Origin of the sequence: Streptomyces sp. 150FB (assembly GCF_000818195.1) — a bacterium.
Classification (GTDB): domain Bacteria; phylum Actinomycetota; class Actinomycetes; order Streptomycetales; family Streptomycetaceae; genus Streptomyces.
This window is the reverse complement of record NZ_JTHL01000001.1, coordinates 2,508,414-2,521,447: the sequence shown is the minus strand read 5'-3', so window position 1 is coordinate 2,521,447 and position 13,034 is coordinate 2,508,414. Positions and strand designations below refer to the sequence as shown.

15 protein-coding genes are annotated in these 13,034 nt (G+C 70.3%); 5 read left to right on the top strand and 10 right to left on the bottom strand.

Annotation, left to right across the window (positions count from 1 at the left end; translation table 11 throughout):
- Positions 1-13 precede the first annotated feature (13 nt).
- From QR77_RS10545 to QR77_RS10520, 6 genes are all read right to left on the bottom strand, one after another.
- A complete protein-coding gene (locus QR77_RS10545) occupies positions 14-1,696 on the bottom strand; it encodes an alpha/beta fold hydrolase (protein ID WP_078876595.1) in 1,683 nt (560 codons plus the stop codon).
- Between the two features lie 128 nt (positions 1,697-1,824).
- Positions 1,825-3,087 (bottom strand): beta-ketoacyl-[acyl-carrier-protein] synthase family protein, encoded by a 1,263-nt coding sequence (locus QR77_RS10540; RefSeq protein WP_040021183.1) that lies wholly within the window; start codon positions 3,085-3,087, stop codon positions 1,825-1,827.
- 95 nt (positions 3,088-3,182) lie between these two features.
- Positions 3,183-3,431 (bottom strand): acyl carrier protein, encoded by a 249-nt coding sequence (locus tag QR77_RS10535; RefSeq protein ID WP_040021182.1) that lies wholly within the window; start codon positions 3,429-3,431, stop codon positions 3,183-3,185.
- Between the two features lie 102 nt (positions 3,432-3,533).
- Positions 3,534-4,535, bottom strand: coding sequence for a ketoacyl-ACP synthase III (locus QR77_RS10530; RefSeq protein WP_040021181.1), 1,002 nt, complete (start codon positions 4,533-4,535; stop codon positions 3,534-3,536).
- Positions 4,536-4,548: 13 nt separating this feature from the next.
- Entirely contained in the window at positions 4,549-5,490 is a 942-nt protein-coding gene (locus QR77_RS10525; RefSeq protein ID WP_040021180.1) for an ACP S-malonyltransferase, read from the bottom strand.
- 89 nt (positions 5,491-5,579) lie between these two features.
- On the bottom strand, positions 5,580-6,761 hold the full coding sequence (locus tag QR77_RS10520) for a helix-turn-helix domain-containing protein (protein WP_040021179.1): 1,182 nt from the start codon (positions 6,759-6,761) through the stop codon (positions 5,580-5,582).
- A 58-nt stretch (positions 6,762-6,819) separates the two neighbouring features.
- Here QR77_RS10520 and QR77_RS10515 point away from each other — a divergent pair, with 58 nt between their 5' ends.
- Positions 6,820-7,536 carry a pirin family protein gene (locus tag QR77_RS10515; RefSeq protein ID WP_236710598.1) on the top strand — a complete coding sequence of 239 codons (717 nt, stop codon included), beginning with the start codon at positions 6,820-6,822 and terminating at the stop codon, positions 7,534-7,536.
- On the opposite strand, the gene QR77_RS10510 is transcribed toward QR77_RS10515, so the two are convergent.
- Together QR77_RS10510 and QR77_RS10505 are read right to left on the bottom strand one after the other, a co-directional pair.
- Positions 7,528-8,346: a serine hydrolase domain-containing protein gene (locus QR77_RS10510; RefSeq protein ID WP_040021178.1), complete on the bottom strand. Its 819-nt coding sequence runs from the start codon at positions 8,344-8,346 to the stop codon at positions 7,528-7,530. The two genes, QR77_RS10515 and QR77_RS10510, sit on opposite strands and share 9 nt — an antisense overlap.
- 9 nt (positions 8,347-8,355) lie before the next feature.
- Positions 8,356-8,868, bottom strand: a complete 513-nt coding sequence (locus QR77_RS10505) for a GNAT family N-acetyltransferase (protein WP_040021177.1) — start codon at positions 8,866-8,868, stop codon at positions 8,356-8,358.
- Positions 8,869-8,955: 87 nt separating this feature from the next.
- On the opposite strand from QR77_RS10505, the gene QR77_RS10500 reads away from it, so the two are divergent.
- Both QR77_RS10500 and QR77_RS10495 read left to right on the top strand, forming a co-directional pair.
- On the top strand, positions 8,956-9,420 hold the full coding sequence (locus QR77_RS10500; protein WP_040027661.1) for a MerR family transcriptional regulator: 465 nt from the start codon (positions 8,956-8,958) through the stop codon (positions 9,418-9,420).
- 5 nt (positions 9,421-9,425) lie between these two features.
- Entirely contained in the window at positions 9,426-10,445 is a 1,020-nt protein-coding gene (locus tag QR77_RS10495) for an aldo/keto reductase (RefSeq protein ID WP_040021176.1), read from the top strand.
- Positions 10,446-10,559: 114 nt separating this feature from the next.
- Here QR77_RS10495 and QR77_RS10490 read toward each other — a convergent pair whose 3' ends face one another.
- Positions 10,560-11,228 (bottom strand): TetR/AcrR family transcriptional regulator, encoded by a 669-nt coding sequence (locus QR77_RS10490; RefSeq protein ID WP_040021175.1) that lies wholly within the window; start codon positions 11,226-11,228, stop codon positions 10,560-10,562.
- 140 nt (positions 11,229-11,368) lie between these two features.
- On the opposite strand from QR77_RS10490, the gene QR77_RS10485 reads away from it, so the two are divergent.
- Positions 11,369-12,571 (top strand): cytochrome P450, encoded by a 1,203-nt coding sequence (locus QR77_RS10485; protein ID WP_040021174.1) that lies wholly within the window; start codon positions 11,369-11,371, stop codon positions 12,569-12,571.
- A gap of 8 nt (positions 12,572-12,579) precedes the next feature.
- Positions 12,580-12,783, top strand: a complete 204-nt coding sequence (locus QR77_RS10480; protein ID WP_040021173.1) for a ferredoxin — start codon at positions 12,580-12,582, stop codon at positions 12,781-12,783.
- 68 nt (positions 12,784-12,851) lie between these two features.
- On the opposite strand, the gene QR77_RS48490 is transcribed toward QR77_RS10480, so the two are convergent.
- A partial coding sequence (locus QR77_RS48490) for an SHOCT domain-containing protein (RefSeq protein WP_040021172.1) occupies positions 12,852-13,034 on the bottom strand: 183 nt, incomplete at its 5' end.

Below are 13,034 nucleotides of genomic sequence, written 5' to 3'. Positions count from 1 at the left end.
CCGCCTGCCGCGATCAGCCGAAACGGGCGAACAGCCCGGCGAGGTAATCCTCCAGGCGGCCCGTCAGCACCTCGGGCGTCAGATCGGTACGGCCGAGCTGACGCCACGGTACGGCGACCTTCTCGGCGTCAGGGGCGAAGGCCAGCGCGTCGAGGAGCCGCCAGTACAGGTGGCCGGCCGGGTTTCCCGACAGCCGGCCGCCCGCCGCCGTATAGCTGTCTCCGAAGACCTCCGCGACCTCCGGCCCGTGCAGCAGCGCCAGCGCGGTCGAGCAGTGCGCCACATCCAGGTCGGCAGGGCCCCACGACGTCTCGACCCAGTCGACGACCCCGCTGACGCGCTGCTCCGCGCCCTCCCCGGCGAACAGGACATTGCCCGGGTGGAAGTCGCGGTGCAGGAACCGCGCCTCGTGGGCTGGCGGCTCGCCCCAGATGACGTCCAGGGCGCGCCGCCACAGGCCGGGCCTGCCGGTCGCCTCAGGGACGCGCACGCGCTCCGGCGAGGTCCACGCCTCGTACGTACGGGGGCGCGTGGCGTCCGTCACCTCGACCGCGTGGATACCGACGAGTTGGCGCGCCAGGAGAACGGCGCGCGCCTCCGCGCCCGCGTCCTCCAGCCGTACGCCGCCGGGCAGCAGCGACATCAGCAGCGAGGGGTGCTCGCAGTGTGCCCCCGTGGCGTCCAGGGCGAGCAGCCGCGCCGCCGGGACATCCGTACCGTCCAGCAGGGTCAGGACGGCCGCCTCGCGGGTGAGGAGTGCCTCGGCGTGCCGGAGGAAGAACGGCTTCACGAAGGACCGCAGGACCACCTGCCGCCCGCCGCCGGGGCCTTCGACGTCCAGGCGGCGCATCTCCGAGGTCCAGCCGCCCCGCAGCCGCTCGGCGCCGGTGACGCGCTCGCCGTCCGGGAGGCCGTCCTCCACCCAGGCGCGGGTGGCGGGCAGGCCCTCGCCGAGCAGCGCGTCGGCGAGACGGGCACGCTCCTCGGGGTGCTCGCCGAGCCACAGGCCGAGTTGGTGGTTCGCCTCGTCGAGCACCAGATGGGTGAAGTCCGACCGGGTGCCGAGCGCCGCCGCCACCGCCTCGGTCACCGCCGGAGGTATCACCGCGTCGAGGGCGGGTACGGCGAGCACCGCGCGGCCGGGGAACGCGCCGTACACCCGCAGCGCCGGCGAGTCGCGCCAGGCCTCCGGCGTACGGATGATCTCGGTGAAGCCACCGTCGAACCGCACGGGCCAGGCCCGTTCGGCGTACACGGCGGGTGCGCACAGCCCGAGGGCGACGACACGGGGGCCGTAATGCGCCGTCAGGTCGGCGACGGTCTGGCCGCTCATGCTGAACCCGACGAGCAGCAGGGGGTCACCGGACGGGACGTACGCGTCGATCACCGCGCGCGCCTGGGTGAAGCGGCGCTCCAGGCTGAGGGCGGCGAGGGTTCCCGTACTGCCGCCGTGGCCGGAGAAGTCGAAGGCGATCGCCCGGCAGCCGCGCGCGGCGAAGTCGGCCAGCAGACCGAGGAGGCGCTCCTTGCTGCCCTTGCCGGCGCCGTGCAGCAGGACGGCGGTCGGCGCGGGCGGCGGCCCGTCGACGGAGTCCGCCGAGGCCACCGAGCAGGTGAGCTTCTCCCCGTCGCACTCGAAGACCTGCTCCTCGACGGAGACGGACAACAGAGGGCGCGCGGGTATGGCGTCGAGCATCGGTACCTCCGTACCACTGGGGTGACCACGGCCCGTATCGCACGAAGGACCGCCCGCCGCGCCGGAAAACCCGGGCGGGCGGACGGTCCTGCGGCTGCGACAGCCACTGCGGCCGTGACGGTCGGACGTCAGACGGTGCGGAGCGCCAGAACGACGTTGTGGCCGCCGAAGCCGAACGAGTTGTTGATCGCGGCGATCGTCCCCTGCGGCAGGGCGCGCGGCTTGTCGCGTACGACGTCCGCGTCCACCTCGTCGTCGAGTTCGTCGATGTTGATGGTCGGCGGGGCCATCCTGTGGTGCAGCGCGAGAACCGTCGCGACGGTCTCTATGCCGCCCGCACCACCGAGCAGGTGACCGGTCATCGACTTCGTGGCGGAGACCGCCACATGGTCCAGATCGTCGCCCAGGACCTGGCGCAGGGCCTTGATCTCGGCGACGTCACCCTGCGGGGTCGAGGTCGCGTGCGCGTTGAGGTGCGCGATCTCGGCCGGCTTGAGGTCCGTCGCCGCGAGCAGGTTCTCCAGCGCCTTCGCGATACCGCGCCCGGTCGGCTCGGGCTGCGCGATGTGGTGGGCGTCGGACGACACGCCCTGGCCCAGCACCTCGCAGTAGACCTTCGCGCCGCGCGCGGCGGCGTGCTCGGCCGACTCCAGGATGACCACGCCGGCGCCCTCGCCGAGGACGAAGCCGGTGCGCGCCTTGTCGTACGGGCGGGAGGCCGTGGTGGGATTGTCGTTGTCCTTCGACATCGCCATCATGTTGGCGAACGCCACGACCGGCAGCGGGTGGATGGCCGCCTCGGTGCCACCGGCGACCACGACGTCGGCGCGGCCGGTACGGATCATCTCCACGGCGTAGCCGACCGCCTCGGCGCCCGAGGCGCAGGCGGAGACGGGGGTGTGGGCGCCGGCGCGGGCACCCACCTCGATGCTGACGTTGGCGGAGGGGCCGTTCGGCATCAGCATCGGCACGGTGTGCGGGGATACGGAGCGCGGACCCTTCACCCTCAGCACGTCGAACTGGTCGAGCAGGGTGATCACACCGCCGATACCGGAGGCGATGACCGTACCGAGCCGGTCGGGGTCCACCGCCGAATCCACGCCGGCCTTGCCGGTGTAACCGGCGTCCGCCCACGCCTCCCTGGCCGCGATCAGCGCGAACTGCGCCGAGCGGTCCAGCTTGCGGGCGAGCGGGCGGGGCAGCACGGTGCCCGGGTCGACCGCGGCGACCGCCGCGATACGGACCGGCAGGTCGGCGAAGCGCTCGTCCTCGAGGACGCGGGCTCCGGAGCGGCCGGCGATCAGGCCTTCCCAGGTTGATGCGCTGTCGCCACCCAGCGGTGTGGTTGCGCCGATACCGGTGACGACCACGGTGCGATTGGTCGAGCTCACTGGAATTCTTTCTCCACGTGTAGAGGGTGCGGAATTTTTTACGGCGCCACGACCGGGTGGCGTCAGCCGCGCGAACAGGTCCGGCCTCGGGGAGGTCAGACCTGGTGGTCCGCGATGTACTTCGCGGCGTCACCGACAGTCTTCAGGTTCTTGACGTCGTCATCGGGGATCTTGACGTCGAAACGCTCTTCGGCGGCGACGACGACCTCGACCATGGACAGCGAGTCGACATCCAGGTCGTCGGTGAAGGACTTGTCCAACTGGACGTCCTCGACCGGGATACCGGCGATCTCGTTCACGATCTCGCCGAGACCGGCGACGATTTCTTCCTGGGTGGCGGCCATGTGGGCGCTCCTTCGATAGTCAGCAGAGATGAACGGGTTACAGCGGGATACAGAGACATACGGGAAATATGTCGGAACACGGTCCGGAACGAACCGGAGTGCTTAGGGGAGGGTAACGACCGTCGCCGCGTAGACCAGACCCGCCCCGAAGCCGATGACGAGGGCGGTGTCGCCGCTCCTCGCCTGTCCGGTCGCCAGGAGTCGCTCCATCGCGAGCGGGATCGAGGCGGCCGAGGTGTTGCCGGTGGTTTCCACGTCGCGGGCGACCGTGACGCTCTCCGGCAGTTTAAGCGTTTTCACCATCGAGTCGATGATCCGCATGTTGGCCTGGTGCGGGATGAACACATCCAGGTCGGCGGCGGTGATCCCGGCGGCGTCCAGCGCCTGCTGGGCGACCTTCGCCATCTCGAAGACGGCCCAGCGGAAGACCGCCTGGCCCTCCTGGGTGATGGCGGGGAACTTCTCCACCGTGCCCTCGCGGTACTCCTCCCACGAGATGGTCTGCTTGATCGTCTCGGCCTTGTCGCCCTCGGAGCCCCAGATGGTGGGGCCCATCATGGGCTCCTTCGCCGGGCCCACGACGACAGCGCCCGCGCCGTCGCCGAAGAGGAAGGCCGTCGCGCGGTCCTCCAGGTCGGTCAGGTCGGAGAGCCGCTCGACGCCGATGACGAGGACGTACTCGGCCGAGCCGTCGACGACCATGCCCTTGGCGAGCGTCAGGCCGTAACAGAAGCCGGCGCAGGCCGCCGAGATGTCGAAGGCGGCCGGGTTGCCGGCGCCGATCCGGTCGGCGATCTCGGTGGCGATGGCCGGGGTCTGCTTGAAGTGCGAGACGGTGGCGACGATCACACCGCCGATCTGCTCGGGCGTGATCCCGGCGTCGGCGATCGCCTTGCCGGACGCCTCCATCGACATGACGGCCACGGTCTCCTCGGGGGAGGCCCAGTGGCGGGTCGCGATTCCGGAGCGGGAGCGGATCCACTCGTCGGACGAGTCGATCGTTTCGAGGATCACCTCGTTGGGCACCACTCGGGTCGGCCGGTAGCCGCCGACGCCCATGATGCGCGCGTACGGGGCGCCCTTGCTGGGCTTGATCTTCGACATGCTCTCTGGCTCCTTATTCAGCCGTGGAGGAGTGCTCGGCGATCAGGGCGCGGGCCGCGTCGAGGTCGTCGGGGGTCTTTATGGCGAGTGTCCGCACGCCGGGCAGCGCGCGCTTCGCGAGGCCGGTCAGCGTGCCACCGGGGCAGAGCTCGATCAAGTCCGTGACGCCCCGTGCCTGGAATGTCTCCATGCACAGGTCCCAGCGGACCGGGTTGGCGACCTGACCGATCAGGCGCCGCAGGACGTCGGGGCCGTCGCTGACGGCCTGCCCGTCCCTGTTCGAGATGTACGGCACGGCCGGATCGGCCGTTTCCACGGACCGGGCCGCCGCTTCGAGCGTGGCGACGGCAGGAGCCATGTGGCGCGTGTGGAACGCGCCGGCGACCTTGAGCGGCACCACGCGGCGCACACCCTCCGGCTTGTTCTCGGCGAGCGCGGCGAGCTGTTCGAGCGTGCCGGCGGCGACGATCTGGCCGGCGCCGTTCACATTCGCCGGCGTCAGGCCGAGCTTCTCCAGATGCGCGACGCTGACCTCGTAGTCACCGCCGAGCAGGGCGGCCATCCCCGTCTCCGTGACGGTGGCCGCCTCGGCCATGGCCAGGCCACGGGTGCGTACGAGCGTCATGGCCACGTCATCCGAGACCACGCCGGCGAGCGCCGTCGCCGCCAGTTCGCCGACGCTGTGACCGGCGACCGCACCGACGACACCCACGGCGTCCCCGGTGGTGGCGAAGAGCAGGCGCGCCGACAGCAGCGCCGAGGCCACCAGCAGCGGCTGGGCGACCGCTGTGTCACGGATCTCGTCCGCGTCGGCCTTCGTTCCGAAGTGGACCAGGTCCAGGTCGATGGCGGCCGACCACGCCCGCAGCCGTTCTTCGGCGCCGGGAAGGTCGAGCCAGGGAGTCAGGAAGCCGGGCGTCTGGGCGCCTTGGCCGGGAGCGACGAGTACGAGCACCCTCACACTCTCTCTTGCGGAAGGCCCTCACCGCCCGTGGGGACAGGGACGAAGAACCGACAGGGGAATTGTTGGAGTACAACAAAAGACTAGAGGTGCAGCTCCCCCTGGGCCAACCTCCCGAGGATCAGCGCGATTCGCAGAGTGAAGGCGGACCGGACATCGGAAGGAGACCATCCGGTGACGTCAGTCACACGTCGCAGCCGGTACCGCACGGTGTTGGGGTGCACAAACAGCATCCGGGCCGCGCCCTCCAGACTGCTCGCCTGCTCCAGATAAACACTCAGGGTCTCCAGCAGCGCCGAGCCCGCCTCTTGCAGCGGTCTGTAGATCTCCTCCACCAACTGCTCGCGTGCGGCAGGGTCGGAGGCGATCGCGCGCTCCGGCAGGAGGTCGTCGGCGAGGACCGGGCGCGGCGCGTCCTGCCACGCGGAGCAGGCCTTGAGCCCGGCGGCCGCCGCCTGCGCGGACTTGGTCGCCGCCAGCAGATCCGGTACGACGGGTCCAGCGACGACGGGGCCCGCCGCGTACGGTCCGATCAGCGCCTTGGCGACCTGGAGCGGATTGTCGCTGCCGCCGGCGATCACCACGAGCCGGTCGCCGAGCACCCCGGTGAGCACCTGGAGTTTGGCGTGCCTGGCGGCCCTGCGGATCGCCTCCACGGTCAGCTCGCTGTCCCCGTCGGGCGCCGTGCCGAGCAGCACACAGACGTGTTCGGGGGAGTTCCAGCCGAGCGCCGCCGCCCGGGACACCGCGCCCTCGTCGGCCTCGCCGGACAGTACGGCGTTCACCACGAGCGATTCGAGGCGCGCGTCCCAGGCGCCCCTGGCCTCGGCGGCCTGTGCGTACACCTGGGCGGTCGCGAACGCGATCTCCCGCGCGTAGACGAGCAGCGCCTCGCGCAGGACGGACGAGTCTCCGGGCGCGGCGACCTCGTCGATCGCCGTCTCCATCACCTCGATGGTGGTGCGCACCATCTCGACGGTCTGGCGCAGTGTGATCGCCCGGGTCAGTTCGCGCGGCGCCGTGCCGAAGACGTCGGTGGAGATGGCCTGGGGCGTCTCGGGGTGGCGGAACCACTCGGTGAAGGCGGCGATACCGGCCTGCGCGACCAGGCCGATCCACGAGCGGTTCTCCGGGGGCATCGCGCGGTACCACGGCAGCGTCGCGTCCATGCGGGCGATGGCGTTCGCCGCCAGCCGGCCGGAGGACTGCTCAAGCCGGCGCAGTGTCGCGGAGTGCGGATGGGCTCGTTTCGCGGGTTCAGGCACGGGGACAAGAGTGCCTTATCCGGGCGAGTGGCTGCCCGCTCGGGGCTACCTTGGACCTGTGATCTCCGTACGGTACGCAGAGGACCGCTATCTCGGCGGCGACGCCGAGGCCGGTATCGAGTCGTTGCACGCGTTCTCCTTCGGGCATTTCTACGATCCGGACAACCTCCGCTTCGGTCCGGTCCTCGCCTGCAACGAGGAGTGGCTCGCGCCGGGCGCCGGATTCGACGAACATCCGCACAGCCACACCGAGATCGTCACCTGGGTCGTCGAGGGCGAACTGACCCACCGGGACTCGGCGGGGAACGCGCGGGTCGTCCGTGCGGGTGATCTCCAGCGGCTCAGCGCGGGCGGCGGCGTGCGGCACGTCGAACGGAACGACGGCGCGGGCCAGTTGGTCTTCGTACAGATGTGGCTGGCACCGCTGGAGCCCGGCGGGACGCCGGGGTACGAGGTCGTGCGCGGCATCGCCGACTCCACGCCGTACGCGCTGCCGGAGGCCGGGGCGATGCTGCACGTACGGCGGTTGCGGGCGGGCGAGCGCTCGGCCGTGCCGGACGCGCGCTTCGTGTACGTGCATGTGGTGCGCGGCGAAGTGGTGGTCGGCGGCGAGGAGTTGAGGCCGGGCGACTCCGCGCGTATCACCGGGGCCGAAGGGCTCGAAGTGGCGGCGGAGTCGGCCGCCGAGGTGCTGGTCTGGGAGCTGTCGGGAGCGGGCTCGCCTTCCGGCTCTGGCTCCGGCTTCGGCCCCGGTTCCGAACGAGCGTCAGGCTGACCGGAGTTCCGCCAGCACCGCGTCGGTGAGCGGCGGCCAGGCCTCGATCGCCCAGGGCCCGAAGTCACGGTCGGACAGCGCCACACACGCCGCCCCGGCGTCCGGGTCGACCCACAGGAACGTACCCGACTGGCCGAAGTGCCCGAAGGTCCTGGGCGAGGACGAACTGCCCGTCCAGTGCGGGGACTTGGAGTCCCGGATCTCGAAGCCCAGACCCCAGTCGTTGTTCTTCTGACGGCCGTAGCCGGGCAGGATGCCGGCCAGACCCGGGTGGACGACGGTCATCGCTTCGAGCACCGTACGGGGATCGAGCAGCCGTGGCGCCTGCAACTCGGCGGCGAAGCGCACCATGTCGTCGACGGTGGAGACGCCGTCCCTGGCCGGGGAACCGTCCATCGTCGTGGAGTTCATGCCCAGCGGTTCGAGCACCGCCTGACGCAGATAGTCGGGGAAGGGGATCTCGGTGGCCTTGGCGATGTGGTCGCCGAGGGCCTGGAAGCCCGCGTTGGAGTAGACGCGGCGGGTGCCGGGCGCGCTCGTCGCGCGGTTCTCGTCGGCCGCGAGGCCGCTGGAGTGCGAGAGGAGATGCCGCACCGTCGAACCCTCGGGCCCGGCCGGTTCGTCCAGTTCGATCGCGCCTTCCTCGTAGGCCACGAGCACGGCGTAGGCGGCCAGCGGCTTGGTCACGGAGGCGAGCGGGAAGGGCCGCGCCGTGGGGCCGTACGACCCGGCGACGGTGCCGTCGGCCCGTACGACGGCCGCCGCCGCGTTCCCGACCGGCCAGTTCTCGATCTGTCGCAGGCTTTCCATACGAGAAGCCTAGATGCTCAGCCGCATCGAAGGATCAGGTGTACGGGCGAAGCCGAGCGACGTGTACAACGGCTCCCCGGCGGACGACGCGTGGAGGTCTATCTTGCGCACCCCGCGCGTCCGGTACCAGTCGAGCAGCGCCTCCATACAGGCCCGCGAGTGGCCCTGGCGGCGCTGTCCGGGGTCGGTGGCGACATTGAAGACGTGGCCGCTGACGCCCGTGGGGTTGCGGGGACTCCCGAGCCGGTGCTCGACCGTGCCGATGGCGCAGGCCGCGAGACCGCCCGTACCCTTTGCTTCTATTTCGGAACAATCCACAACAAAAGCGGCGAAGTCGCCGTCGACGTCCGCCAGTCGGTCGCGCAGGATCACGAGGGTGGCCGACTTCCAGCCCGTGTCCCCTTCGTCCGAGAAGTCGGCGCGGGGGCGGGTGGGAGAGGTGGCCAACGAGTCGAACATCACCTTGCGGAGACGGATCAGTTCCTCGGCGTCTTCGGGTGTCGCGCGGCGTGCGGAGCTCATGGAACAGCAGGCTAGACCGGGAGCGGCCGAAATCCGTACCCAATTCTCCTTGCTTCGAGTGCACTCCAACGTTCTACGTTGGTGGACATGACGCTGACCGAGAGCACCCCCGTCCGGACGGACCGCACAGACATCTGTGTGTCGGCGCCCCGAGCGCATCCGAGCCCCAACGGCGAGGACCACTACACGATCAGTGAGGTCGTCGCGTTCACGGGGCTCTCGGCGCACACCCTGCGCTGGTACGAGCGCATCGGGCTGATGCCGCACGTGGACAGGTCGCACACCGGTCAGCGCCGCTTCAGCAACCGTGACCTGGACTGGCTCGCCTTCGTCGGGAAGCTGCGGCTGACCGGCATGCCGGTGGCCGGCATGGTCCGTTACGCCGAGCTGATCCGGGAGGGCGAGCACACCTTCGAGGAGCGGCAGGAGCTGCTGGAGCAGACACGGCGTGATGTCCGTCACAGGATCGAGGAGCTGCAGGACACCGTTGCCGTACTCGATCACAAGATCAGTTTTTACGCGGACGCCCGGGCGGCGTCGGGAAGGGTCTGACCCTTATGAGCGACAGCAAGATCGCGGTAACACGTCTCGGGACCGGTGGACCCGAGGTCGGAGTGCAGGGCCTCGGCTGCATGGGAATGAGCCAGTCGTACGGTCCGACGACGGACACCGATGAGGCCAGGGCAACCCTGGAGCGCGCCCTGGAGCTGGGCGTGACGCTGTACGACACGGCGGACGCCTACGGCGAGGGGAGGAACGAGAAGTTCATCGCGCCCTTCGTCAAGGCGCACCGCGAGGAGATCGTCCTCGCGACCAAGTTCTCCCTGGGGACGGACCCCACCGACCCCACCAAGCGGACCATCCGCAACGACCGTCCCTACCTGCGCGCGTGCATCGAGAACAGCCTGAAGCGGCTCGATGTGGAGGCGATCGACCTCTACTACATGCACCGGCGCGATGTGAACATCCCCATCGAGGAGACGGTGGGCGCCATGGCCGAGCTGGTGGCCGAGGGCAAGGTGAAGCACCTGGGGCTCAGCGAGGTCACCGCCACCGAACTGCGTACGGCGCACGCCGTGCACCCGATCGCGGCCCTCCAGTCCGAGTGGTCGCTGTTCAGCCGCGACGTCGAGGCGCGGATCGTGCCGGCCGCCGCCGAACTCGGCATCGCGTTCGTGCCGTACTCCCCGCTCGGACGCGGCTTCCTGACCGGTTCGTTCGCCGACGCCGAGAAGGACCTCGGCGCCGACGACTTCCGCCGCAGGCAGCCGCGCTTCAACGGCGAGAACGCCGTGACGAACGGGGCGCTGCTGGAGCCGATCCGCAAGGTCGCCGAAGGGCGCGGAGCCACGCTCGGCCAGGTCGCGCTGGCCTGGGTCCAGCAGCAGGCGGATGTGCACTCCCTGAGCGTGATCCCGATCCCGGGTACGCGCCGCCGGAGCCGGATAGAGGAGAACGTCGGCGCGACGCGCCTGATCCTCACCGACAGCGAACTGGAACTGCTCGACCCGATCGCCGCACAGGTGGTGGGCGGCAGGTACGCCGACCCGGCGTTCAGCTCGGCGGGCCGCGAGTAGCGGTCGCTGGGGCGGTCGCTGGGGCGGTCGCCCCGGCCGTACCCGTACCCGTACGCGAAACCCCTGGTGGCCTCCGTGGCCGCCAGGGGTTTCGCGCGTCGGCCCGCGGGAATCTCAGGTGCTCTCCGCCGGGAGCTTCTTGAAGCTCTCGACCGTGAGGGGATGGCCCGGCAGCGGGGTCTTGGGGCGGGAGCCGGGACCGTCCGCCCGCAGGCCGTCCAGCATCAGGGCCAGCGCGCGTTCCGAGACCAGCCAGGCCGAGGCGCCGGGGGTGTCGGGCATCGGGCGCAGCAGCAGCGAGAGCAGGGCGGCGACATCCCCGGTCCCGATGTCCTTCCGCAGCGTCCCCTCGGCCTGCGCCGCCGCCACCACCTGGTCCAGCGTGGCGAGCAGTTCGCGCCGGAACTGGGTGGCTTTCGTGTCCTCGCTGACGACCCGCCAGGCCTGCGGCGAGAGCAGCGCCAACTGCACGCTCAACTGGAGCTCGCGCGAGGTGCGGAGCAGCCGTACGAGCGCGTCCCAGGCGCTCGCCTCCTCGGCCGCCGCGGCGTGGGCCTCGGCCAGGACCTTGGTGAAGCTGTCGTGCGAGACGGCGCGGATCAGCGCCTCCCGGTCGGGGAAACGCCGGTAGAGCGTGCCGATGCCGACGCCCGCCTGCCGGGCGATCTCCTCCATCGGGACGTCGGGGCCCTGGTCGCCGAAGACGGTCTTGGCGGCGGCGAGGATCTGGTCGCGGTTGCGGCGCGCGTCGGCCCGCAGAGATCGTTCCGGGTCGGCTGTCATGTCTTCGCCCTCTCCGTGACGGGTGGCTGATTCTGCCACCCCCATGTGGACGAAATTCCTCCACTTGATTACGGTTGCCGATGTATGCAGGGGATGCGCATCCATGTACCTGCTACCTGCCCCTGAACTGGAGTGATCTGATGAACCCCCAATCAGCAGTCGCACTTCCGGCTCCGCGCACCTGCCCCTTCGCACCCCCTGCGGAGTACAAGCGGTTGCGCGAGGAAACGCCCATATCGAAGGTGACCCTGCCGACCGGCAACACCGCCTGGGCGCTCACCCGCCACGAGGACATCCGTACGATGCTGACCGACCCGCGGTTCAGCTCGGATCGCACAGCTCCCGGCTTTCCGGCCCTGGTCGCCGGGCAGCAGGAGATAGCCGCCGGTTTCAAACCCACGATGATCGGGATGGACGCGCCGGAACACGGCCCGGCCCGCCGCGCGGTACTGGGGGAGTTCACCGTCAAGCGGATGCGGGCGCTCCAGCCGCGTATCCAGCAGATCGTGGACGACTGCATCGACACCATGCTGGCCGGACCCCGGCCCGTCGACCTGGTGCAGGCGCTGTCCCTGCCGGTGCCGTCACTGGTCATCTGCGAGCAGCTCGGAGTGCCGTACGCCGACCACGAGTTCTTCCAGGCCCGCACCTCCCGCCTGATCAGCCGCGCCAGCGCCGTCGACGTACGGATCAAGGCACGGGACGAGCTCCAGGCCTACCTGGGCGACCTGGTCACCCGGAAGGAGCAGGAGCCCAGCGACGACCTCCTCGGCAGGCAGATAGTCAAGCGCCGTGAGGACGGTACGTACGACCGCGCCGACCTGGTGGGCCTGGCCTTCCTGCTGCTCATCGCCGGCCACGAGACCACGGCGAACATGATCTCGCTCGGCACCCTTGCCCTGCTGGAGCACCCCGAGGACCTGGCCGCCCTGCGCGCCGACCCGGAGAAGACACCGGACGCGATCGAGGAACTGCTCAGGTACTTCACCATCGTCGACTCGGCGACCTCGCGCGTCGCCAAGGCCGACGTCGAGATGGGCGGGGTCCTCATCAAGGCCGGAGAGGGAGTCCTCGTCCTCGGCAACGCGGCCAACCACGACCCCGACGTCTTCGACGACCCCGACGAGCTGAACATCGACCGCGGGGCCCGGCACCACGTCGCCTTCGGGTTCGGCGCGCACCAGTGCCTCGGCCAGAACCTGGCCAGGATGGAGCTCCAGATCGTCTTCGACACGCTGTTCCGCCGGATTCCCGGGCTGAAGCGCGGTGCGCCCGTCGACGACCTGCCCTTCAAGGACGACAGCGGCATCTACGGTATGTACGAATTCCCCGTCACCTGGTAGGAGGCATCATGCGCATCGTCGCGGATCTCACGCGGTGCGTCGGCGCCGGTCAGTGCGTGCTCACCGAACCCGATCTGTTCGATCAGAGTGACGAGGACGGCACCGTCGTCGTCCTCGACGAGCAGCCGGCGGACGGCCAACTCGAAAAGGCTCAGCAGGCGGTCCACATCTGTCCGAGCCAGGCTCTGTCCCTCGTCGAAAGCGCCGGCTAGAGCAGCCCTGGAGCGGTCCGGCGGTTTCCGCCGGCCGAGCTGTGACCACGGCCGGACTCCGGCCGTGGTCACAGCTCGGCCAGCAGCTCGGCCTTCTTCGCGCTGAACTCGTCGTCCGTCACCAGGCCCGCCTGATACAGCTCCCCGAGGTGCCGGATGCGCTCGGCGACATCGGCCGGGTCGTGCCGCGCCGGTGCCGCCATCGCGTGCACCGGCTCCGGTGTGACGTTCCTGGGCGCGGCGGGCCCCGC